Raw genomic sequence first — 24,528 nt, forward strand, 5'->3', positions numbered from 1 at the left:
TAATTACCCCATTGGTGTGCTGATCGTGCGTTACTTTTGCGAAAATTAAACGGTTATGAAATTTCCTGCTCCCGTTTCGGTTAAATGGATAGCCAATTTGATTGGTGCTGAGCTTTCAGGCAACACAGAAGGGATAGCTACTGGTATAAATGAGATACATAAAGTAGAACCAGGTGACCTGGTTTTTGTTGATCATCCCAAATATTACAACAAGTGTCTGTATTCCGAGGCCACTTTTATCATTATAAACCAAAAAACTGAGTGTCCTGAAGGAAAAGCACTATTAATTGTTGATAATCCATTCGAGGCATATCAAACTATAGTACGTCACTTTCGACCTTTTAAACCCGCTGTTAAGCCAATCAGTGATTCGGCAACGATCGGCGAAGGGTCTTATATAGCCCCTAACGTTTATATTGGCCATGAAGTAAGCATTGGAAAGGATTGTTTTATAGGCCCCAATGTTACCATTATGGATCATTGTGTTATTGGTGATAACGTGATCATTCAGGCCGGCACGGTTATAGGCTCCGATGCTTTTTATTACAATACCAAAAAGGACCGGGCTGTATGGTATAAGAAAATGGAAAGCGGTGGAAGGGTGGTCATTGAAAGTGATGTAGAGATCGGCGCCGGTTGCACCATCGATCGTGGTGTTTCACACGATACCCGTATTGGCCGGGGTTGCAAGCTCGATAATATGGTTCACATTGGCCACGATACTGTTTTAGGTGCTAACTGTTTGCTGGCTGCACAAGTTGGCATAGCTGGGGCCACAACGCTTGGTAACGGGGTTATTCTCTGGGGACAGGTTGGAGTGTCCAAAACATTAACTATTGGTGACAACGCAGTTGTGCTGGCTCAAAGTGGGGTGGGCGGAACACTGGAAGGTGGAAAGGTTTATTTTGGCTCACCTGCTGAAGAAGCTACCGGTAAAAAAAGAGAACTGTTTTGGGTGAAACGGATACCAGAGATCTGGGAGAAAATAAAAGGAATCAAGTAATTCAATTGGATATGGCCGTTTTTTAAGCGGCCGAAGTAAGAAGTAAAAGGTAAGAACTTCCAGATTTTCATACTTCTTACCTCTTACTTCATACTTCTGTAATTTGATTCTCTTCAGCTGTTCCCAAACTCAAGGTTGTTATTTAAATTTCGACAGGAACTCATCCTTCTTACGCATAGACACTTCAATAGTAGTACCGTCTTCCATTTCGATCGTTCCACCCCTGCCTCTATTGTATTTTTTTATAAAATAGTGGTTGATAATGTACGATTGGTGTACCCGTGAAAAGTTCTCAAATGGCAGAATGTCTTCAAACTCCTTTAACGTGCGCGAAACCATTATCTTTTGCTGGTCCTGCATATACACAAACGTATAACTGCCCCTTGCTTCCAGCCAAACCAGTTCATTGATGTTCACAAAAACCAGTCCATCGAGGGTTGGCAAGGCTACTTTTTGCAGAACAGGTTTGCTTACCGACAAATTATACATCAACGTATCAATTTTACTGGTAATATTTTTTGTTTTAATACGATCGGCTGCTTTGTGTACGGCGGCCTGTAGTTCTTTTATATTCACCGGCTTTAACAAATAGTCGAGCGCAGAATATTTTATGGCGTTGATGGCATAGTTATCGAAGGCGGTCACAAAGATGATCTCAAAATTCACCGGCGACAGGCTGTTCAGCAATTCAAAGGCATTGCCAAATGGCATTTCAATGTCAAGAAAAACCAGGTCGGGTTGTGTATGTATAATAAGGGTCTGCCCGGTACGAATGTTCTCTGCTACGCCGATCAGTTCTACCAAAGGGCAGTATTTTATCAACAGCTGCTTAAGCGCTTCTATGTTATTGGGCTCGTCGTCGATTATAATGGTTCGTATCATTTTTTCACAGGTTTATGTAATCGTATAGGGAAAACGCAAAGTGATCCTTGTTCCCGTGGCCTGGTCTTGTGCATTGGTTAGGTCATTTATTTCAATCGTTATAGGTTCAGATAATTGACGATTTAAAATATTTATTCTTTCGGCGGTCAATGACATCCCTTTTGACTGGTATTCAACATGCACTTGTGATCTATATTCACTGGCTTTTTTTCGTCCGATGCCATTGTCCTGGATAATGCAAATGAATCCGTCATTACTATTCTGAAACTTTATGTCAATTGCACCTCCGCCGTTTTCTCTATACCGGATACCATGCCTGATGCTGTTTTCGATATAGGGTTGCAGTATCATGGTTGGTATAGATTCCATATCGGGATCAAGCTCGGGGTCAACTTCGATCGTATAGTTGAAGGAATGTCCAAAGCGCATCATCTCCAGTTCGAGATACCGTTTCAGATATTTTATTTCGTTTGAAATGGAAATGGTGCTTTTTTCTGAATTATCAAGTGTTTGCCTGATGAGTTGGGCAAATTCAGACAAATACCAGTTAGAAGACTCGAGGTCGTTTGTTATTATAAAATTTTGTATACTGTTGAGACAGTTAAATATAAAATGCGGGTTCATTTGGGCACGCAGGGCCATTTGTTCCAGCTCATTCAGTTTTTGCTCTATAGATGTTCTTTCCTGTTCTTTTTTACGCAGGATGCTAAACCGCCAGGCAACCAGCATCCAGGTAATAAAGATAACTACTGCAATGATCAATACCTGAAAGGGTAATGTTTGCCAGAACGGGGCCGCTACAAAAAATGCGATCTTTACAGGATCGCTGACAATCCCCTTTTTGTTTATTGCTATCAGTTCAAACTCATAATTGCCTGGTGGCAGCGAAGGATATTCCAACACATTTTGCATGGTTGAATCCCAGGCATCGGTAAGACCCTTTAACCGGTAACGATACCAGATATAACCGCCCGATTTAAATGAAATGCCTGCATAATGAAGCTTCAAACTGTTTTCCTGGTAACCCAGGCGGTAGCTGTCTTTCAGTGGTTGTGATCTATTCCCTACCGAAATATCGAGCAGGCGCAAATTGCATTTTGAGTAACTGTCTGTTTTAGTTTCATTGAACCAGGTAATACCTGCGGGTGAGCCTACATAAATGGTATTGCTATCAACGTATACAGCATTTATAATATCTGTTGGCAAACCGTCGGAGGTGCCATAAATGGTAACGGGGTAAGGTGTTTGACTGAGATTGATCTTATTCAGCCCTTTATCAGTGCCGGCCCACAAAAAATTATTATTTACAAATAACGTTCTGCAGATATTACTTGAAATGCCTTCCTGGGTGGTAATTTGTTTTACCACCTGGTCGTTTTTCAGGCAAATGATACCTGCGCCATAGGTGGCGATCCACAAACTGCCATCGGGCGATTTGCAGAAATAACTGATGCGTTGCCGTAACGAAGGAATAGCTTCACCCATATAGCGTAGTTGCTTATGGCTGTTTACCATGTACAATCCGTTTACGGTCCCTATGTAATAGTTGTTGTTGTAAGAACACACACAGGTAGTACGATTGGGATAAATGGTATCCTGTATTGATAGGTCAGTGGGGTTTATCAGCAGGGTACGTTTAGCTGAACCTACCAGCACCATGCCATTCGATAATGCTTCGATTGACTTTACTGCATAGATCCGGGTGTTGAATACATTGCCTTTGCTGGTCTTTTTTACTAACAGGCCATCGGAACCCATGAGTAATGAGCCGTCTTTTAATTGTTGCAGACAGGTTACCCGGTTGGTACTGCCATAGGTTAATGAAGTGCCAAACTCTTTATTTGCATTGATGGTATCAATGGCCGTTCCCTGCAACAAGTATATTCTTCCGAATGAAGTACCTGCGTATATTTTGCCATTGATCTTTGTAAGCGAAAAGATCTCCTGTGACTGGCTCTTATAAAAATAGTGGGTCTTAAATTCCCGCGATGCCAGCTTATATACTCCTTCGCCCAGGGTGGCAAACCAGATGTTTTTTTCACTATCAACAAGGGCATGGCTTACCTGTTTTTCTTTTAGGAATGCGGCTTCATAACGATCGAAGGTAACGGTATCCATCAGGTAACTTCCATGCCAGGTGTTGGTAAACACTGGATGATTAATATCCGGATCATAATCTTCGGCTGTTACTTTTAAGGTAGACCTTATTTTTTCCAGTTTAGGGTTAATGCGCATGGTGCCAACGCTGGAAAAGGGTACTGGTACCATTTTGCCATTGGAGATCACATAACTGGAGTCGTCGATATTTAACTGGAACCCTTTACCGAAAGGAGAGCGACGCAAAAAGATCGCGCTTCGGACTGCATTGCTTCTGTACTGATTAACAGTATTGTTGGCGCTTACTACGGTCAGGTAATTATCTGCATTAAACGCGATATCCTGGTCAGGGCTTTCCCGAAATATACCTATTACAGAAGTGAGTTTTATCTTTTTCAGCACCGGATCGTTTTCCTGGTTGTGTATTTTCCCTTTGTAATAGTAGCAAACAGCATTTTTAAAAGGGGCCATCCATATTCTACCCTTTGAATCGGCTAAAAGTTTTAATATTTCCGTTTCGGGAAGTCCGTCGCTGGTGGTGAAGTTTTTGAAATGTGTGCCATCGAAGCGGCTGACACCAGCTTCAGTTGCAAACCAAATGAACCCTTCTTTATCCTGACAAACGTCGTATACCGTTGAGCCGGCCAGACCATCCTTTACATCATAATGAATATAATTATACTCCTGGGCATAAGAAGTACAAACAGTTAGGAAACCGGTAAAAAGCAGTAATGTTTGAATAATGCGTTTGGTGATCATAGAAAGTTCAACTGCTATGGGAACGGGAGTTCCCATAGCAAACAGGTTGCTTTCATAACCGGTCGCGCCTCCGGTTTTGAAATTCCGTCTGAAGGTATAAAAAAAGGTTTTAGGCGGGTATTTTAAAATGCAAAGGTTTTATTAATACGCGTGCGCCTGACAAGTAAAAAGTTTAGTTTATTGGTACTGGTAATCGTATGGTAATAATTCAGAAAGTTTTTTCCAGGCCCAGTATCCTGAATTGATCACATCGTACTGCTCGTAAAAGTAGCCGTTCTTTTCAATTACAAAACCATTGGAAACGTCGAGCACCGTGATCTGGAATCGGGTCGTTGCTGGTAATTTATATTCTTCGAGGAATTTTTTATCGGGATAAACCTTGTCGTAACTAATACGATAACGGCCATTCCAGCTTACTTCCACATCGCCGCTATCTACCAGGTAATCCTGTTCGTTATATGGGTTGGTGATGAAGGTGCTTTTTACAATGGTAGGGTCGTCGTTTAGTTTTTCAATGATAAACCCTTCTTGTTTTAAGCTACTGTCGTAAAAAGAACGCATAAAATGCAACCGGGAACCAAGATAGGTATGTGCACGGTTCTTTTTCCATTGCTTTTTTACTTCTTCGGTACTATCCATTTCCTGAAACAGGGGTGAGCCGGTGTATTGGGAAATATTGCTGGAATAATCGTAGCTAAAGGAGTCGAGCTGATACCGGATCTTATATCCCAGGGTATAGTTAACGACAACGAGGTCTTCCTTAGCCATAATTTTCAGGCGGTTCCTTTTTTTAGAATAATAGAAATGCAGCACCTCGGGGTTTTGAATGGTGCATTTACCTGTAGTATCGGAATTGCCTATAAAGTTCTCGTAAAAGAATTTACCATATTTATTTAAGCCATCGGGGTCTTCGGTACTGGCCACAACTGCTACTTCGGATAATGATTTATCTTCTTTAGCCAGTTCTATAAGTAAAGTATCTGTAGCTGGCTGACTGGCACTGATGCGCATTACTTTCTTTTCAAAACCGGTATAGGTTACAACCATTTCGTAACCGCCATTTGGCAGGCGCATATAAAATAATCCTTCGCTATTGGTAATAGTTCCCTGTGTAGTATTTTGGCAATAGGCAGAGGCGCCTACCATTGGTTGTTTCGTTTGTGCATCTACTACCTTACCAAAAACAACAAATGTTTTTTCCTGGGCAAGGGCAACGGAATAACAGGTAACGGATAACAGCAGGATCAGTAAATTTTTCATGCGAATATTAATTATTTGTTTTTCGGCCGCATGGAATTCGCCATAAAATTTTTCATCGCGGTTAGAGCTATAATGCTCGAAAAATTTTATGGCTCATTTCATCTTAATTGGTATTTTTCAAAAGATGGATCAGTACGAATATCAATATTTTTCAATATACAACCAGGCACTGTAAATTAAAAACGTTTGACTGGCTGTGAAAGTATTAAGATGGTGGCCATCTGCAAGGGCTTCCGGGTTAAATTTCTTTAACATATTAGCCGGTCAGGCATGTATAACCGGTTTTTTGTCAGTTATAGTGGTTGCAAATGGGCCAGGTATTGTTCACAATCTTTTTGAATTGCTTTTTCCAGGGGCGTAAATGAAAATCCGGGGAGGGATTTTAATAATTTACTGTTATCAAAGTAGGTAACGCTTTGAGCCACACGTGCGCTTTCACGGGTAAGCAAAGGGCTGTTGCCCGAAAACATCGCTTTCAACTTTTCCATGCGCCAGGCAACACTGCCCATGAAGGGCGTGGCTTCTTTGTGGGGGTGCTTTTTCCCAAAGCCATCGGCGATGGTATTAAATAATTGTTGAAAGGTCCAGTTATCGCCGTTAACGATAAACCGCTCACTGTTGTGTTCGGATTCCATAAGTAAAATAGTGGCCCGAGCTACGTCTGTTACTGCAACAAATCCATTTATCCCTTTTGTAAACCAGGGAAATTCCTTGTACACATTTTTGAATATGGCACAGCTGGAGGTGCTCCAGTCGCCATAGCCCAATACCGTACTGGGATTCACGATCACCATGTTGAGTCCTTCGGCAGCGCCACGCCATACTTCCACTTCGGCGTGGTATTTACTGATGGCATAGGTAGTATGCCATTTACCAGGCACCCATTTTTTTTCTTCCGTGATGGTTTCACCAGTTATGGTGCGACCAATAGCGGCCACAGAACTGAGGTGCACAAAACGTTTGACGTCGTTCTCCAGTGCAAGGTTCACCACGTTTGCTGTGCCTTCAATATTGATTTTGTTAAGTGTTCTTCTGTCAGTATCGTGAAATGATACCTTGGCGGCAGCATGAATAACTGCGTCTACTCCCTCCATAGCCTCATCAAGTGACACTACATCGAGTACGTCGCCGACCACCCACTCAACTTTATCGTTGATGTGCGCGGGTATAAAAAAAGGAGATTCCCTGCTGTGCCGGATGGCCCGCACAACATATCCTTTTTCTACCAGTTCTTTAATGATGTAGGCGCCAATAAAGCCGGTACCGCCTGTAACGAGTATTTTGGTTAACAAGTGAAATAATTAACAGGGCACGAAGATAACCTTTCTCACACAAAACCAGTCAGGATAAACAGGTAATGCATGATGCAAAATATTTGTTTAGCAAAATGGCTGCTAAGCGGGATTAATAATCGTAATAACCTTTGCCGGTTTTACGACCTAATTCACCTTTTTCAACTCTTTCTTTTTGAATGGGGGAAGGTTGCAATCTGTCGGGTTTACCCAGGGCGTCGTACACCTGGCAGCTTACCGCATAATTGATATCGTTGCCAATAAGGTCCATAAGACGGAAGGGACCCATTTTAAACCCGGATGCTTCGAGCAGGGTATCGATAGTTTGAAAATCGGTTACTCCCTGTTCAACCAGTTTCAGCGCCTCCAGGTAATAAGGACGGGCAACGTGATTTACAATAAAACCCGGTGCATCCTGACATAAAACGGGCGTTTTGTCCATTTGCCGGGCAGTTTGGGTGATAATATCAATAGTTTCCTGGTTGCTGAAAGGCGTGGCCACCACCTCTACCAGTTTCATAATAGTGGCGGGGTTGAAGAAATGCATGCCGGCTACCCGTTGGGGGCGTGCTACTTTTTTGGCAATTTCTGTAACTGATAAAGAAGAAGTATTGGTTGCAAAAACCACATCGCTGTGGTTCACTTCTGCCAGTTGATTGAACAAATTCACTTTTACTTCCGGTTTCTCAACAATGGCTTCAATAACCAGATCGGCCAAACATTCGTTAGTATCTGATGCAAACCGGATACGGCTCAGGATGTTGGCGCTGGCTTCGGCAGTGAGCTTGTTTTTTTGCACAAGCGTTTGCAGGTTGCTTTCCATAGCCGTTCTGGCTTTGTTAAGCATGCCTTCGTTTACATCGTATAGTATTACAAAAAAGTTATGCTGGGCAGCCGCCTGGGCAATACCGCTGCCCATTGTGCCTGCGCCGCAAACGCAAATCGTTTGAACCATAGTAGTGAGTTGTGAGTTGTCAGTGGTGAGTAGACTGCTGTAGTTTTTGGATGACCGATCCATTTCGGGATCTCCGAAGATCGGGCCACCACAAACTGAAAACTACAAACCACAAACTAGTTAAGTGGCGCTCGTAAACTGTCGCAGGAATCGCACATCGTTCTCACTGAATAACCGGATATCATTAATTCCGTATTTGAGCAGGGCGGGGCGTTCAATTCCCATGCCGAATGCAAAACCGGAGTATTTTTCAGGGTCGATATTACAGTTCTCCAATACTTTCGGGTGCACCATACCGCAACCCAGGATCTCGAGCCAGCCGGTACGTTTGCATACAGGGCAACCTTCGCCGCCGCACAACAGACAGGTAATATCCATTTCGGCGCTGGGTTCGGTGAATGGGAAATAGGAGGGGCGGAACCGAACTTTTACGTCTTTGCCATACATTTCCTGCACAAAGAAGTACAGGGTTTGTTTCAAATCGGCAAAGGAAACGTTCTCGTCGATGTATAATCCTTCAATCTGGTGAAAGAAGCAATGGCTGCGGGCGCTGATGGTTTCATTGCGGTATACACGACCGGGGCATACAATGCGGATCGGTAACTGCCCTTTTTCCATAGCCCGTATTTGCGTATTGCTGGTATGGGTACGCAGCAGCCAGTCAGGATTTTGTTGAATGTAGAAAGTATCCTGCATATCACGGGCCGGATGGTGTTCGGGCAGGTTCAATGCTGTAAAGTTGTGCCAGTCATCTTCAATTTCAGGGCCTTCGGCAACAGAGAAACCCAGCCGGTTAAAAATGCTGATCACATGGTTCAGGAACAGGTTGATGGGGTGGCGGGTGCCCAATGGCAGCGGATCGCCAGGCAGTGTTACATCAATGGCAGCAGCACCAGCATCGCCGGAACCTTCGAGTTGCTGTTTCCAGGTTTCGTATTTGGCTTCGGCCAGTTGTTTGAAGTCGTTCAGGATCAACCCGAATTCTTTCTTTTTATCGGCTGGCACATTCCTCATTTCGGTAAAAAGGTTCTTTACAATACCCTTAGTCCCCAGGAATTTAATACGGTAAGCCTCCAGGGAATCGGCACCATTGGTCGGGGTGCTCTCAATTTCCTGTTTATACGCTGCTATTTGTTGTAACAATTCATCCATTCGGCAAATATAAGTATTAAGGCACAAGGTACAAGGTGCAAGGTCCAGGGCGCAGGTACAAGATGTAAGCGCTCAAGGATCAGGAAGTTAGAAATCAAAAAGTAGTGAGTTCAAAACGGGGGCTTGTGCCTTAAAACCTGTTGATACCTCAAAGGCAGCTTGATAACTACCCTACAATGGCGCAAGCGTCCACTTGTGCCAGGTGAGGATCAAAATACTGGCTGCCAATAGGAAGGTCTTGTGCCATGTGTGCCGGTTCCTTATCTTGCGTCCTATGTCGGATACATTAAATATTGGTGATTTTCTGCAGCCTGTAAACCGGTACATGTTATCGGAAGATGAAGGCTATAAAGATGGGCAGATCGGAAAAAAAATAATGGTGTATGAGGATGAAGAAATTCCCGATCTGCGCTCGGCCGATATCGTGTTGCTGGGGTGCAATGAAGTCAGGGGGAATCATTTACAACCCGGGATCTCGGGACCCGACGCCATTCGCCGTCAGTTCTATTCATTATACCAATGGCATTCCGACGTAAACCTGGTGGATGTGGGCAATATCATTCTGGGTTCTGGTTTACATGATACCTATGCCGCCCTTAAGACCGTGCTGGCCGAATTGACCGGAGCTGGTAAAACCGTGGTGATCCTGGGTGGCTCACATGACCTTACCCTGGCGCAATACCATTCCTACACCAGCAAGAACCAGATCATAGAAGCTACCTGTGTAGATTCGCTCATTGACCTGAGCATGGAATCGCGCAACCGGTCGGAGAATTTTTTAATGGAAATGCTTACCGGTGAACCCAATTTTATCAAACATTATAATCATATAGGTTTCCAAAGTTATTATGTGCATCCGCATATGCTGGAAACGATGGATAAGCTGCGTTTTGATTGCTTCAGGGTGGGACATGTAAAGGATAACATAGAGGAAATGGAACCCGTGATCCGCGGTTCGCAGCTGTTTAGTTTTGATATTGCGGCCATTGCCAATGCGTATGCCCCAGCCAACCATATTACCCCCAATGGGTTAACCGGCGAAGAGGCTTGTGTACTGATGCAATATGCCGGTTTAAGCGCCAATGTTAGCACCATTGGTATTTATGGGTATGCGCCCAACCTGGATAAAAATCAACTTACGGCCAAACAGATCAGTCATATGTTGTGGTACGTGGTCGATGGCTATTACCGGGGTCAGCGTGAAGCCAAAATGGAAGACAGGGATTCGTTCAATGAGTTTACTATTGCCTTTGCTGAAATAGAAACAGTTTTTTTACAAAGCAAAAAGACTGGCCGCTGGTGGATGCAAATGCCCGATAAAAAATACATTGCCTGTTCGTACAAAGATTACCTGCTGGCCAGCAGCAATGAAATTCCTGAAAGATGGTTCCGCGCGCAGGAGCGGGAAATGTAAACCGGCCAGGAAGGCTGGTGCAAATAAGATATGGAAAACCAATAACGAACTGCTTGTCACAATAAATATTTAATTTTCAGCATGAGCAACACAAGCAGATCCCGGATAATTAACCGTTCCTTCTCTGTAAGATCAAATCCAGTTTTTAAAAGCTTGTGGCTTGCTGCTTGTAGCTTGCAGCTTCTTGCGTCCTGTTCTACCCAACGCCAGATCTCAAAAGTGGCTAATAAAGACCTGCTTTTAGATTCCAGCATACAACAAGCGCACGTGGGCATCAGCCTCTTTGATCCATCGGCCAATAAATACCTCTACAATCATAACGGTAAAAAGTATTTTGTTCCTGCTTCCAATACCAAGTTGTTCAGTTGTTATGCCGCCCTGAAATACCTGGGCGATAGCCTCCCTGGCATTCGTTATTGGGAGAATGATACTGCTATGTACCTGTATGGTACCGGCGATCCCAGTTTCTTGCACAGCGATTTCAGAAAGCAGCCGGTTATTGAATTTCTGCAAAAGACAAAAAAACACCTGTATATAACTGATGTCAACTGGAAAGAGGAAGCGCTGGGTGCCGGCTGGTCGTGGAATGATTACAACGATAGTTACATGGCTGAGCGCAGTGTTTTACCGGTGTATGGTAATATGATCCACTGGGTGCAGGAAATTGCAGAAGGCGTTAGTAATGAGAACCAGGAAGATCAAACCCCTTCCATCTATTCCATTCCCGAAATAAACTGGAAAGTACGTTTTAATGCAGGCATAACCCGGAAGGCCTTTTTCGTGCAACGCAACCAGGCCGATAATGTGTTTATGATCAGCGAAGGGAAAGAAAAAAAGAAAGAACAGGATGTTCCGTTTGTGACCCATGGCCTGCAATCGGCCATTGAACTGCTCCCCGATACAATTGGAAAACAAATTGAATATAGAGAGGTATTCAGGAAACAGCCTGCACAGTTGAACACCGTTTATTCGCAGCCACTGGATTCCTTGTTACAACCTATGATGTACCGCAGCGATAACTTTTTTGCCGAGCAATCGCTGTTGATGGTGAGCCAGGTAAAACTGGGTGAAATGAATGATGGGAAAATTATTGATACCTTATTAAAGACCGATCTGCGCCAGCTGCCTCAAAAGCCCCGTTGGGTAGATGGCAGTGGGCTAAGCCGTTATAACTTGTTTACACCCAATGACTTTGTAGTGTTGTTGCAGAAAATGCAGCAGGAAATAGGGATGAAGCGGTTACAGGGTATTTTACCTACCGGCGGCAAAGGAACTTTGAGTAATTTGTACAAACAGGATAGTAATTATATATTTGCCAAGACCGGTACCTTGTCGGGCGTTGTAGCGTTGAGCGGGTATTTGTACACTAAAAAGAATAAGCTGCTGATTTTCTCGGTTTTGATCAATAACCACACAGGCAGCGCAAGTACTATCCGCAAGCGGATTGAGTCATTTCTGAACGGGATCCGGGACCGGTATTAACAAAGTTTTCAATTTTCTCTTTTTCCCCCCAACCGTATTGTTACCCTACTCCGTATTATTATCAGCAACTGGCAACTGGCCGTTAAACTTTAGAGAAATTTAGCATTCAAAGAGCAATTCAGGTTTATTAGATCAACACCATACAACAGGCTTGATTGTCCACCAATGCTACTGATATAGAACTGATCAAAGGTTGTATCGATAACAACCGCAAGGCCCAGGAACACTTATATAAGAAGTTCTACGGCCCCATGGCATCTATTTGCCTGCGTTATACCCGCAACCAGGAAGATGCAATAGAAGTATTGCATAATGGTTTTTTGAAGGTATTTAAGAACATTCATATGTATGATATGAGCCGGGCTTCTTTGTATACCTGGGTAAGGACCATTATTATTAATTCGGCTATTGACTTTGTACGGCAGCGCAGCAAATTCCATACGCACATTGAACTGGAGAAAGTAGATGAACCAGCCATTGATGCAGATGCCATACAACGAATGTCTTCCCATGAAGTTTTATTGCTCGTGCAGAAGTTATCACCGGCTACCCAAACGGTGTTTAACCTGTATGTAGTAGAAGGATATAATCACCGAGAAATTGCTAACCTGTTGGGCATTAGCGAGGGTACCAGTAAATGGCACCTGAGCGAGGCTCGCAAGCAACTGCAAAAATTATTACAAACCTTGCAAGTGTAAATGTGATGAACCTGAAACATCCATACGAAAAACACTTAGCGGAAAAACTGGTGCAACTACCGCCTCCTGGCGACCCTGACCAAAACTGGCAGCAAATGAAAGGGCTGCTTGACAAAGATATGCCCCGAGGTGGAGGCGGCCCTGGTGGTTACTACCGCTGGTGGATCGCCGGCACTGTTATAGTGGCCGTGCTAGTGGGAACCTGGTTTGGCGGCAAACAACTGATCACAAAGGATCAGCCTGTTGCCGGCACTATAAAAACCGTTAACAACAAAAAAGCACCAGCCGTTGCTTCAACTGATAAAAATGTTGGGCAATCCGCTACAAAAAATAAAGACCTGTCCGGGGCTGCCTATGCGTCCACTACCAGGTCCGCTAAGGATGCTGAGGTTACCAATGACCAGCAACCTGATATTGCCATTACCAATAATGAAGGTAATAACGCACCTGACCCTACTGATAAAGCTGCCAAAGCACGAAGTAGTGGAAACAATAATACTACGCGTTCGGTGACCGCCAACAATAACAACCGGGCGTCAACTGATCTCCCAACCAAATTGAGCTATCACAGTAAAACTTCTCCCGATAGAAAAAACATTTACGCTGCAGACTCAAAGAATGACTTTAAAAGAACCGGAAATAACCCTGCTACCATTAACAATAGCAACCGCGGCGCAAACAATAAAAGCGGCTATAAACCTAAAGGCGGCAATAATGCAGTTGTAACGGGTAGTGCTGCGAATAAGGGTAACAATAAAAAAGGGAATAACGCGGTAAGCAAATCGTTGGACCGGAGTAATAAAGCCCGGTCACAAAAAGCTCTTGTGGAACAAAGCCCACAAACCTATACGCCAACGATCATGTCGCCCCTGCGTTTGGTGCCATCGGGGTTAAAGGAATCGCCGGTTACTTATAAAATTAATTATACAGGCCACACGGTAATCTCGCCCTCGGGTATGGTGCAACGGGAGTTTACGTACTATATGTTCCCTGATAAGGCGACAGCCAGCAATAAACCAGCCCGTCGTAAATCGAGCCCCTTCAAGACAAATGAGGATAAAACATTTGCGGTTGGCTTATCGTTGCCACTGGGCTTCCCGATAGGTGACCAGCAGCCATTGGCTTATAACAGCCGTGGAGGCGTCAATACTGTTTCAGATTATATTCCATCGCCCCATTTTCAATACCATTTCAATAGAAAAACGTATGTGCAGGCGGGAGTACAGTTTAAAGCGCCCCAGTTTATACATCCATTGTTGTTATACCAAAACCAGTCAACGTACGCACAGGGGAGCTATGTTATAGAAGAATCTACTTTTATAACTGCCCGTAAATTGTACTATTTTAATTTACCGTTTACTATTTATCATAGCCCGCTCAAGAACTTTTATATGGGTACTGGTTTACAGTTTTCTTCCCTGTTAAGTGGGGTGGCGCAACATGAAGAAATAAGAAAAGAGTACAGACAGGGAGCGCCACCGCAAGAGAAATATGATACTTACATGGCTCCGTTTAAGGACGACATGATATCGAAACGGTTGAATCAAAATGAAGTGCGGCTGCTGGTAGATATGAGTTATTATTGGAGCCGGTTTACGGTGGGCTTGCAATACAGCCAGGCTTTTAATAATTATGTAAGCATCCAGGTTGCGCCCACATCGCCCTATTCGTTCGATAAAAATAAAAGCCTTCAGTTTTACCTGCGGTATAACATCTGGGAAGATAAAAAAAGGAAACAGCCCAAAGGGGCCTCCTTATTAACGCTTAAATAATTGCTCCAGGTAATCTTTTTTAAATTCAATATAGGTTGGGTTACCACCGGCCGTTACGTTTGGCTGTGCACACTTGAACAGGTCTGTGGTAAGACCACGCATTTCATCAAGGGAAAGAAACGAACCTGGTTTTATGGCTTGTTGCCAGGCCAGGGAACGGATCAGTTTTTCCCGGCGGGAGAATTTAAGATCGCTGCTGAAATGTTTGAATTGCTCCAGCAAATTTTCTATAGCCTGCTTTTCATTCCCTGCCGATACATCGGCTGGCGTGCCCTGTATTACAAAGGCATTGGCGCCAAAAGGCTCAATTAAATAACCCAATTGGTTCAGATCGGCGGCTAATTCCTGCAACAATACCGCATCAGATGCCGATAGCTGCAGCGTAACGGGGAACAGACTGCGCTGGGCGGGAATGCTTTTGCCTACGGTAGCGGCAGCAAAGCGTTCGTATAAAATGCGTTCATGCGCCAGTTGCTGGTGAATGAGCATAAAGCCCCGGGAAGTTGGCGCTACAATGTACGTGCCGTGCAACTGGAACAACAGGGCATTGTCATCAACCAGTTGTTTGGCAAAGGGAGTATATTGTTGAGCAGCTGGCACGTAATCGCCTCCGCCTTCCTGTTTTTTAAGTTTATCCAGTAAGGATTCAAATTTCTCTTCTTTCTGCCCGCTGTTATCGGTATAACCAGTGGAGGTATTGTTACCAATTGTCGGCTGCCAGCCTGCCCCGCCTTGTTGGGGATTGCTGATTGCCGGATTGCCTTCGCCTTTCTCAAAAAAGTCTTTCCAGTGTTTCAGTTCCGCTTTATCTGTAGGCTGAATAAAATGCGCCTGTCCTCTTTGCTGGAAATTTTTAGCCAGGTCCGAAGAACGGGCGGCCTGCTGTTGATCTTCTGTAAAAGGCTTATTTAAAGCATCCAGTTGTTGAATCGTAGGATCGAGGTCAAACTCGAGGGTAGGGGTAATGCTGAACTGGGCCAGTGCATGTTTAACCGCTGCCTGTACAAATGCGTACACGATCTTTTCGTCCTCAAACTTGATCTCTTGTTTAGTAGGATGCACGTTGATATCCACCTGGGCAGGGTCGAGGTCGATGAATAAGGCGTATAAAGGAAAGCTATCGGCGGGGATCATTTCCTTAAAGGCGCTCATTACCGCATGGTTTAAATAAGAGCTGCGGATGAACCGGTTGTTTACAAAGAAGTATTGATCGCCCCGGGTCTTTTTAGCGGTGTCGGGTTTGCCAACAAACCCATATATATTCAGGTAATCGGTTTTTTCCTGAACGGTAACCAGGCGGGCATTGTAATGCTGGCCCAGCACCTGAACAATGCGTTGTTTAAGACTGCCTTTTTCCAGGTGGAATATTTGGGTACCGTTGTTGGTAAGCGAGAAAAAAATATTGGGGAACGACAGGGCCACCCGCATAAACTCATCAATGATGTGCCGCATTTCGGCCGCATTGCTTTTCAGGAAATTGCGGCGGGCGGGCACATTGAAGAACAGGTTCTTCATAGCAATGCTGGTCCCGTTGGTAGCGGCCACGGGTTCCTGCAATTTTACCTGGCTGTTCTCAATTTCTAAATAGGTGCCTGTTTCGTCGTCGGCGCGTTTGGTTTTTAACTCCACCTGGGCAACGGCAGCAATAGAGGCCAGGGCCTCACCCCGGAAACCCATGGTGCGAATGTGGAACAGATCGTCGATATTACGGATCTTGGAGGTGGCATGGCGTTCAAAACTCATGCGGGCATCGGTCTCGCTCATTCCTTTGCCGTTATCAATTACCTGGACCAGCTGTTTACCGGCATCCTGGACAATTAATTTAACTTCAGTGGCACCGGCATCAACAGCATTTTCCAGCAACTCCTTTACGGCGCTTGCTGGTCGTTGAATTACTTCACCGGCCGCGATCTGATTGGCAATATTGTCGGGCAATAAATGAATGATATCCGCCAAGGCTACTCTCCTGATTTTGGGTTCGCAAATGTAAGATTATTTGATTGCATATTCCAGCGCTCAAAAGCATGCAGTAAAACAAAGCCTGTGGATAATGATCTTTACCAATAATTAGTAAAAACATTTACCTTAAAGTGCCGTAAACACTGAGCTTGGTGGCTTTCGTCCGCACAAAAACGCACCCAATATTAGAAGAATTTTAATAGCCCAAACCCCTTATTAACAGTAAATTTGATGTTCACTCTGGCAAGTATCAGACTCCGTCAGAGCCAACTAAAATCACTTCATGTACATGAGGAACTCGTTAAAAACTATTGGTTTTATTCTTTTGATCGGTTTGGTTTGTAGCAAAGTTCAGGCGCAGCGTTCGGGTAACCCCGCTGCCGATCATTGGGTTGACAGCGTTTTCAAAACATTATCGAAAAATCAAAAAATAGCCCAGTTGATGGTGGTCAGGGTGTCGTCTATTGGCGCCGACCGAACGGTGGTATTTTATGATAAACAGGTGGAGGAGGCCATCAATAAATATAATATTGGTGGGCTTTGTCTTTTTCAGGGCGGACCTGTAAAACAGGCTGCCATCCTTAACCATTTGCAGGCCATTGCCAAAACCCCCTTACTGGTCACCATCGATGCCGAAAACGGCGTGGGCATGCGTATGGACAGTGTATTGGGACTGCCCCGCCAAATGATGATGGGAGCCGTTCAGGATCGTTCCATTATTTATGAATATGGCCGGGTGGTAGGAGAACAGTGTAAACGAATAGGCATTCAGGTGAATTATGCGCCTGTAGTTGATATCAACAATAACCCTAATAATCCGGTTATCAACGACCGGTCGTTTGGGGAAGATAAATACAAAGTGGCCGAATATGGCATTGCCTACATGAAGGGGATGCAGGATGTTGGAGTAATGGGTTGCGCCAAACACTTTCCCGGCCATGGTGATGTGGATGTAGATTCCCACCTCGATCTGCCGGTTATTAATAAAACAAGGGCTCAGCTCGATTCACTGGAGCTGTATCCTTTCAACCAGATCTTCAGGGCCGGTGTGGGCAGTGTAATGATAGCGCATTTGTCGATCCCGGTAATTGATAGTGCCGCACATAAGCCTACTTCTATTTCTTATAACAACGTTACCAATCTGCTGCGCAAAGAGCTTAATTATAACGGGCTTACATTTACCGATGCATTGGAGATGAAGGGGGTGGCCAAATTTTATCCTGATGGAGAAGCCTCCCGGGAAGCGTTGATTGCCGGTAACGATATGCTGTGTTTGCCTGGCGATATCCCTGGCAGTATTAAAAAAGTGCGTAAAGCCATTCGCAAAGGAAAACTGCACTGGCGGGATATTAATGAGCATGTAAGAAAAGTGCTGTATGCCAAGTATGAATACGGGCTGGCCAACTGGCGACCAATTGATACGGCTAACCTGTTGAATGACCTGAACAGCAAAGTGGCTTCCACGCGTCGGTCCATTGCCGAAAATGCGCTTACTCTGTTGCGCAATGACGAACCGGCTATCTTCCCGCTTACCAAGGGCCGCCGTATTGCTTATGTGGGCATGGGTTTAACGCAGGACAATGCTTTTGCAACGCAGGTTCGAAAAGGGTTTGATGCGCAGGTATATTATTTCGATTATAAAAAAGACAGCACCGCTGTTGCTCCTTTATTGCAAAAGCTGAAAGACAGCTTTGATGTGGTAATTATCGGGGTGCACAAATTGGGGCGCTATCCCGCCAATAACTTCGGACTTAGTAATGCTGCCCTTCAATTGGTACAGGGAATACAGCAACAGCAAAAATCTATTACAGTAGTATTTGGTAATCCATATGCTATCAAAAACATGTGCACTGCGCCCGTGCTCATTGCCGCTTATGAAGATGACGATGTGACCCAGGCTACAGCGAATGATCTGTTGCATGGCCGTTTTCTGCCAAAAGGTAAATTGCCGGTAACTGTATGTCCCGAATTTAAATATGGTGATGGCATCATTGTTCGCAGATTAATGCCCTCGATCCCTGCCGATAAGCTTGGTTTCAATGCTGTTAAAATGACTGCAGCCATTGACTCTATTGTGAATGATGCCATAGCACAACGTGCCATTCCCGGCGCTGTAGTGGTGGTGGCCAAAGATGGTAAGATCGCTTATGAAAAAGCGTTTGGTTATTTAACCTATGATAGCACTGAGGCGGTGTATCCTGAAACCATCTATGACCTGGCTTCGGTAACTAAAATAATGGCCACTACTTTATCGGTAATGAAATTATACGATGAAGGCAAACTGGATATTCAAAAAACATTGGGCGATTATCTTCCGGTGGTTCGTGGTACCAATAAAGCGCCATTGAAGCTGTGGGATATTTTATTGCACCAGGCTGGGTTAAAAGCATTTATTCCTTTTTATCGCGAAACGATGGATGCTTCCAATAATCCTTTGCCGGCTGTGTATCGCACTAGTCCCGATACGATGTATAGTATACGGGTGGCTGCCAACCTGTACATTCGTAAAGATTGGGAAGATACTATCATGAAGCGCATTTTAAACAGCGCCCTGGAGCCAAAGGGTAAATACATTTATAGCGATAATGATTATATTTTTCTGGGTAAGATCGTAGAGGCTATAACCAAAATGCCCCTTGATGTATATGTAAAGAAGACATTTTACGATAAGTTGAACCTGCTGGAAACAGGCTTTAAACCAGCCGAGCGTTTCCCCCTCGATTATATTGCACCTACTGAAATGGAAAAAGGTTTCCGCAATCAATTGTTGCATGGCGATGTGCATGACCCGGGAGCAGCTATGTTTGGTGGCGTGGCCGGTCATGCCGGTTTGTTCAGCAATGGCTATGAAGTGGCCGTGCTGGCGCAAATGTTATTGAATGGCGGCGTACTGAATGGACAGAATTTTTTTAGTCGTAAAACAGTAGATTATTTTAATCAATACCATAGTGAGATCAGCCGCCGGGGGCTTGGTTTTGATAAACCTGAAAAGGACAACGCTTTTCGATCAGAACCCTATCCCTGTGCATCTGCTTCCCCACAAACGTTTGGGCATACCGGTTTTACCGGCACCTGTTTCTGGGTTGACCCCAAGAATAACCTGATATTTGTTTTCCTAAGCAACCGGGTAAACAGCCCCGATGTAAATAAGTTTTTGCGCATGAGCATCAGGCCTAAGGTACAGGAGGCTATTTATCAGAGTATGAAGCCTTACTAAGTTTATACTGAACTAATTTGGAGCCTGATTGTAATTAAAAGGCTGAAGTAAGAGATAAGAGGTAGGAAGTAAGAAATTAAAAATCTTACCACCTACCTCTTACTTCTTTTACCTATATTCTCAATAGGTTCATTTTAAACAGTCATCCACTTTGAAAATACTTTAATTACTTTATATCATGGCACAAAGCAAACAACCCGAAGTATGGCTGCGTGGGGCATTGCCCGGCATTCCGGCAGGGGTGCAGCCGGTAGCACATGCTTTATTACAGGCAAAGGATGAGATCCATAACAAGATGGCCAATTTCCCCGATGCCTTGCTTTGGGAACGACCGGCGGGTGTTGCTTCGCCCGGATTTCATTTAAAGCATATGGCGGGTGTGCTTGACCGGTTATTTACCTATGCTGCTGGACAGCCGCTTTCTCCCACTCAGCTGGATTATTTGAAAGCAGAAGAAGTACGTGAGGAACAGGATACATTAACCTTTCTGCTTGTTAAACTGGATACACAAATAACCGCTTCTCTGGAAGCGTTGAGGGCCATCGATGATACCACGCTTACTCAATTCAGAGGCGTTGGCCGTCAACAATTACCTTCTACCGTATTAGGATTGCTTTTTCATGCCGCTGAACACACCATGCGTCATACCGGACAATTGCTGGTAACAGTACAGGTGCTGATAAAAGACCTGTAAGGTGCACTTTTTGAGCTTGCTTAATCAGCAAGATTATGTGCTCCTGACAGGTCTTATCTTGTACAAATTCAACCTGTCAGGTGAACTCAACATTTTACTTATTCCCGCTAATGCTGTTCACCTTACAGGTTTGCAGCCAGTTATTTCACGCCCGGATACTTACTTGCTACTACCAGTTCATATTCTTCCCGCTTTTTCAGGAGTTTGATCAACTCGTGCAATTCACAACTGTCATCACTATCATCATACACCTGGTCGTGAGCCAGTAATACCAGGTTCTCGGGCATCCTTGTTTTGTTATGGGCAAACAGGCTGTCGATCTCCTGCAGCAGGTACGCTGAGTTGTTTTTAAGAGTGAATGTTTTGTGATCGTAGTGCCATTCCAGGTCCCACCCCATAATGGTAAAACCTGCCTGTTGCAGGGAGTCGGCTGCTGCGGCACTTTTCTTCAGATCGGTAAAGGTGAGTGTATCGATCCGCCAGATGTTCCTGCCCGGCGTTCGTACAATAGTATTACCCAACTGCAGGCTGTCGTAACAACGTTGGAAATCCTTTACTACGGTATCGGGTTTTTGATAAAACCGTTCGTAATGATTGTGCAGCGCATGTGTGTAACTGTGGTTGCAGATTTCAATAGAGTCGGAGGTGTGCAGGCTGTCCCAGGTTGCACGTTGTGAAGTGCTGGCAAATACATGTTCGCCAATAATAAAAAAGGTAACTGGGACCTGTTCTTGTTGTACAATTCGTAAAACTTTGCGGGTGCCTTTGTTAGGGCCATCATCAAAGGTGAGGTAGATCTTCTTCTTTTTCTTTTTTGGGGGCGATGCCCTGACCGTTTCTTTTGGCTGGTCGTTGGGCACTTTGTCGTGAATGGGATTGATTTTACCCTCGCGGGTGGTTTTGGTGGTTGTTATTAATACCAGTAAGAGCATAAGGGGCCGATAAAAGAAGGCGGCGGTATTATTATCGCCTTCCTCAGCATTTGTTTCCATAAATGTTGTGGGGATTTTGTTGTATGAAATTATAATGCGGGTAGTGTATTATAAAGTGGGTTTTGGTTAAAGAATGCATAAATCGGGAAAAGGGCAGAAGGCAGCGGGCAGAGATGGCGAGGCCTCCCTGCTCCGCTGGGGCGGATTCAGCGTGCTGAGACTGAACTATGGATAGGTAAAAGCACTAAAATGACAATAGCGGGAAAGTACTAATTTCATGGAAATAGCAGAAAATCAAGGGGGTGTATCATTTTCCGCTTATCGTAAATGCCCCTAAATCGTTGCTCCGTGGGCATCCGGAGGTAGGGATTGCCCGTATAGGCTTAAACCAATAGCAATTAAGTCAACAATCTGTCTTAACTTATAGTAATTTTGCAAATTAACTAGAACAACAGACTCCAATGATTCGTAAACAACAGGTCCTGCAGGATGTAGTGATAAAATTTGCCGGTGATTCCGGAGACGGGATGCAGTTAACAGGCACTCAGTTCACTAACAATACTGCTTTGCTTGGCATTGACCTTGCCACTTTTCCTGATTTTCCGGCCGAAATACGTGCCCCCCAGGGAACCCTGCCTGGTGTAAGCGGTTACCAATTGAGGTTTTCGAGCGACCGGATCTTTACCCCCGGTGATGAATGTGATGTGCTGGTAGCAATGAATGCCGCCGCGTTGAAAGCCAACCTGAAATCCCTGAAGAAAGGAGGAAAGATAATAGCCAATACCGATGGTTTTGATATAAAGAACCTGCGTTTGGCCAATTATCCTGATGGTATAAATCCCCTGGAAGATGGCAGCCTCGACAATTATGAGGTCATTAAAATGGATGTTACTAAAATGACCCGCGAGGCGCTGAAAGAAATTACCATGGGCACGAAAGAAAAGGACCGTGCAAAGAATATGTTCGTGCTGGGTTTTCTGTACTGGATGTATAACCGGGATATGGAAAACACCATCCAGTTCCTGAAAGACAAATTCAATAAAAAGCCTGAGATCCTTGAAAGCAACGTAAAGGTGTTACAGGCTGGTTATAATTTCGGTGATACCACTGAAACGTTTACTACCCGCTATAAAGTTGATAAAGCGCGTATGGATAGCGGTGAATACCGTTCCATTATGGGTAACCAGGCCGTGGCCTATGGCCTTATTGCCGCTTCGCAAAAAAGTGGGTTGCCTTTGTTCCTGGGTACTTATCCCATTACCCCTGCTTCGGATATTTTACATGAACTGAGCCGGCACAAAGGCTTTGGAATAAAGACCTTCCAGGCAGAAGATGAAATTGCCGGTATCTCTTCGGCCATTGGCGCTGCGTATGGCGGAAACCTGGGTGTTACCACTACTTCCGGTCCTGGTATGGCATTAAAAGGAGAAGCAATGGGTCTGGCTGTAATGTTAGAGATCCCGCTCGTGATCTGCGATATTCAACGTGGCGGACCTTCAACGGGTTTGCCTACCAAAACAGAACAAAGCGACCTGTTGCAGGCGTATTATGGACGTAATGGCGAATGCCCCATGCCTATAGTATCGGCGAGCACCCCCAGTGATTGTTTTGATGCGGTGTATGAAGCGGTACGTATAGCTGTTCAACATATGACGCCGGTGATCTTCCTGAGCGATGGATATATTGCCAATGGTGCCGAACCCTGGCGTTTCCCCAAGAGCGATGACCTGCCCGCTATAACAGTTAAATTCAAGACCGAACTGGGTCATGGAGAAGATAAATTCCAGCCTTATCTGCGTGATGAGAAACTGGTGCGTCCCTGGGCTATTCCCGGTGTGCCTGGTTTAGAACACCGCATTGGTGGTCTGGAAAAACAAAACAATACTGGTAACGTAAGTTACGATCCTGAGAACCACCAGTTGATGGTGAAGATCAGACAGGAGAAAGTTGATAAAATAGCTGATTATATACCCGAACAAACATTAGACAGCGGCCCTGAAACCGGTAAGATCCTGGTGCTGGGATGGGGTAGTACCTATGGCGCCATAAAAAGTGCGGTGGCTGAAATGCAAATGCAAGGGTATGCTGTTAGTCATGCCCATTTACGTTATGTACGTCCATTCCCTAAAAACCTGGGCACTATTCTGAAGAACTTCGATCAGGTATTGATCCCTGAGATCAATAACGGACAATTGATCAGGATCATTCGTGACCAGTACTTTGTTGATGCGAAAGGCTATAACAAGATCATGGGTGTGCCCATTACCAAAACTGAGTTGGTAATGAAACTACAGGAAATGCTGGGTCGCGTGAATTAAGACAATAACTGTAATAAATTATAAATCCCGTCCCTGGGTTAGTATAGAGGACGGGATTTTTTTATCTCCTGCTTTTTATTGAACAGGTATTTAATTACTCTTAGTCTTTGATCTGTCACCTTCCATTTTCTTTTTCAGATCTCCCGTCTTTATCTTCCCGCTGATCGAATCGGCTTTCATTTTTGAATTGCCGTCTTTCAACTTCATAGTACTGTTATCCATTTTAAATTTCTTGTCCCCGTCTTTGATCTTGATCTCGTCTTTGTCTATTTTTATTTTATCTGCGTTCAGTTTGTATACGCCGTCATCAGCTTTGATCACGTAATTGTTTACAACATATCTGCCTCTTCCATAAATGGTGTCGCCTGAAGGCACGTCGATATAAAATTCTATTGGCTCGTTGGTAACTGCCGAATAGGTCATTCGTGACGCAGGATCATAATAAAGATCAACCGGGGCGCCTGTTTTCAGATCAACGTATTGTGATGTTGTTGCATCAGATTTTTGGGGAATTGTATCAACCACATTTTGTTGATCGGCCACAGCATTCGTATCCCTGTTTTCAGTGTTGCTATCCTGACAGCTTGTAATGATCAATGCAGTGCCAGTAATAGCCATAAACTGTTGGAGTCTATTCATATG

The 24,528-nt window shown here is 44.4% G+C and carries 17 protein-coding genes; 8 read left to right on the forward strand and 9 right to left on the reverse strand.

Going from position 1 to position 24,528, the window contains the following annotated elements; translation table 11 throughout:
- The first annotated feature begins 55 nt into the window (after positions 1-55).
- Positions 56-1,003, forward strand: coding sequence for a UDP-3-O-(3-hydroxymyristoyl)glucosamine N-acyltransferase (locus J7I42_RS07075; protein WP_209138072.1), 948 nt, complete (start codon positions 56-58; stop codon positions 1,001-1,003).
- A gap of 138 nt (positions 1,004-1,141) precedes the next feature.
- Here the strand turns inward: J7I42_RS07075 and J7I42_RS07080 are convergent, their stop codons facing one another.
- The 6 genes from J7I42_RS07080 to J7I42_RS07105 form a co-directional block, all read right to left on the reverse strand.
- Positions 1,142-1,885 carry a LytR/AlgR family response regulator transcription factor gene (locus J7I42_RS07080; protein WP_209138073.1) on the reverse strand — a complete coding sequence of 248 codons (744 nt, stop codon included), beginning with the start codon at positions 1,883-1,885 and terminating at the stop codon, positions 1,142-1,144.
- A 12-nt stretch (positions 1,886-1,897) separates the two neighbouring features.
- Positions 1,898-4,777 (reverse strand): sensor histidine kinase, encoded by a 2,880-nt coding sequence (locus J7I42_RS07085; RefSeq protein ID WP_209138074.1) that lies wholly within the window; start codon positions 4,775-4,777, stop codon positions 1,898-1,900.
- 141 nt (positions 4,778-4,918) lie between these two features.
- Positions 4,919-6,001, reverse strand: a complete 1,083-nt coding sequence (locus J7I42_RS07090) for a carboxypeptidase-like regulatory domain-containing protein (protein ID WP_209138075.1) — start codon at positions 5,999-6,001, stop codon at positions 4,919-4,921.
- Positions 6,002-6,294: 293 nt separating this feature from the next.
- A complete protein-coding gene (locus tag J7I42_RS07095) occupies positions 6,295-7,293 on the reverse strand; it encodes an NAD-dependent epimerase/dehydratase family protein (protein ID WP_209138076.1) in 999 nt (332 codons plus the stop codon).
- A 112-nt stretch (positions 7,294-7,405) separates the two neighbouring features.
- The gene (locus J7I42_RS07100) at positions 7,406-8,248 is read right to left on the reverse strand and encodes a 3-hydroxyacyl-CoA dehydrogenase NAD-binding domain-containing protein (protein ID WP_209138077.1); all 843 of its coding nucleotides are present in this window, start codon (positions 8,246-8,248) and stop codon (positions 7,406-7,408) included.
- Positions 8,249-8,368: 120 nt separating this feature from the next.
- On the reverse strand, positions 8,369-9,400 hold the full coding sequence (locus J7I42_RS07105; protein WP_209138078.1) for a phenylalanine--tRNA ligase subunit alpha: 1,032 nt from the start codon (positions 9,398-9,400) through the stop codon (positions 8,369-8,371).
- Between the two features lie 274 nt (positions 9,401-9,674).
- On the opposite strand from J7I42_RS07105, the gene J7I42_RS07110 reads away from it, so the two are divergent.
- The 4 genes from J7I42_RS07110 to J7I42_RS07125 all read left to right on the forward strand — a co-directional run bounded on the left by J7I42_RS07110 (position 9,675) and on the right by J7I42_RS07125 (position 14,766).
- Positions 9,675-10,814 (forward strand): arginase family protein, encoded by a 1,140-nt coding sequence (locus J7I42_RS07110; RefSeq protein ID WP_209138079.1) that lies wholly within the window; start codon positions 9,675-9,677, stop codon positions 10,812-10,814.
- A gap of 153 nt (positions 10,815-10,967) precedes the next feature.
- Positions 10,968-12,296 (forward strand): D-alanyl-D-alanine carboxypeptidase/D-alanyl-D-alanine endopeptidase, encoded by a 1,329-nt coding sequence (gene dacB / locus J7I42_RS07115; RefSeq protein ID WP_209138081.1) that lies wholly within the window; start codon positions 10,968-10,970, stop codon positions 12,294-12,296.
- A 155-nt stretch (positions 12,297-12,451) separates the two neighbouring features.
- Entirely contained in the window at positions 12,452-12,994 is a 543-nt protein-coding gene (locus tag J7I42_RS07120) for an RNA polymerase sigma factor (protein ID WP_209138082.1), read from the forward strand.
- A 2-nt stretch (positions 12,995-12,996) separates the two neighbouring features.
- Complete coding sequence (locus J7I42_RS07125; protein WP_209138083.1) at positions 12,997-14,766, forward strand: porin family protein; 1,770 nt, start codon at positions 12,997-12,999, stop codon at positions 14,764-14,766.
- On the opposite strand, the gene mutL is transcribed toward J7I42_RS07125, so the two are convergent.
- A complete protein-coding gene (gene mutL, locus J7I42_RS07130) occupies positions 14,752-16,722 on the reverse strand; it encodes a DNA mismatch repair endonuclease MutL (protein WP_209138084.1) in 1,971 nt (656 codons plus the stop codon). The genes J7I42_RS07125 and mutL overlap by 15 nt on opposite strands.
- A 292-nt stretch (positions 16,723-17,014) precedes the next feature.
- Between mutL and J7I42_RS07135 the strand changes: the two genes are divergently transcribed.
- Complete coding sequence (locus tag J7I42_RS07135; RefSeq protein ID WP_209138085.1) at positions 17,015-19,942, forward strand: glycoside hydrolase family 3 N-terminal domain-containing protein; 2,928 nt, start codon at positions 17,015-17,017, stop codon at positions 19,940-19,942.
- 178 nt (positions 19,943-20,120) lie between these two features.
- Complete coding sequence (locus tag J7I42_RS07140; protein WP_209138086.1) at positions 20,121-20,636, forward strand: DinB family protein; 516 nt, start codon at positions 20,121-20,123, stop codon at positions 20,634-20,636.
- A 140-nt stretch (positions 20,637-20,776) separates the two neighbouring features.
- Here the strand turns inward: J7I42_RS07140 and J7I42_RS07145 are convergent, their stop codons facing one another.
- Positions 20,777-21,628, reverse strand: a complete 852-nt coding sequence (locus J7I42_RS07145) for a polysaccharide deacetylase family protein (protein WP_209138088.1) — start codon at positions 21,626-21,628, stop codon at positions 20,777-20,779.
- 401 nt (positions 21,629-22,029) lie between these two features.
- Here J7I42_RS07145 and J7I42_RS07150 point away from each other — a divergent pair, with 401 nt between their 5' ends.
- On the forward strand, positions 22,030-23,886 hold the full coding sequence (locus J7I42_RS07150; RefSeq protein ID WP_209138090.1) for a 2-oxoacid:acceptor oxidoreductase subunit alpha: 1,857 nt from the start codon (positions 22,030-22,032) through the stop codon (positions 23,884-23,886).
- A 90-nt stretch (positions 23,887-23,976) separates the two neighbouring features.
- On the opposite strand, the gene J7I42_RS07155 is transcribed toward J7I42_RS07150, so the two are convergent.
- On the reverse strand, positions 23,977-24,525 hold the full coding sequence (locus J7I42_RS07155; RefSeq protein WP_209138092.1) for a hypothetical protein: 549 nt from the start codon (positions 24,523-24,525) through the stop codon (positions 23,977-23,979).
- Positions 24,526-24,528: the final 3 nt, after the last annotated feature.

The organism is Niastella soli (assembly GCF_017742245.1).
Taxonomy (GTDB): domain Bacteria; phylum Bacteroidota; class Bacteroidia; order Chitinophagales; family Chitinophagaceae; genus Niastella; species Niastella soli.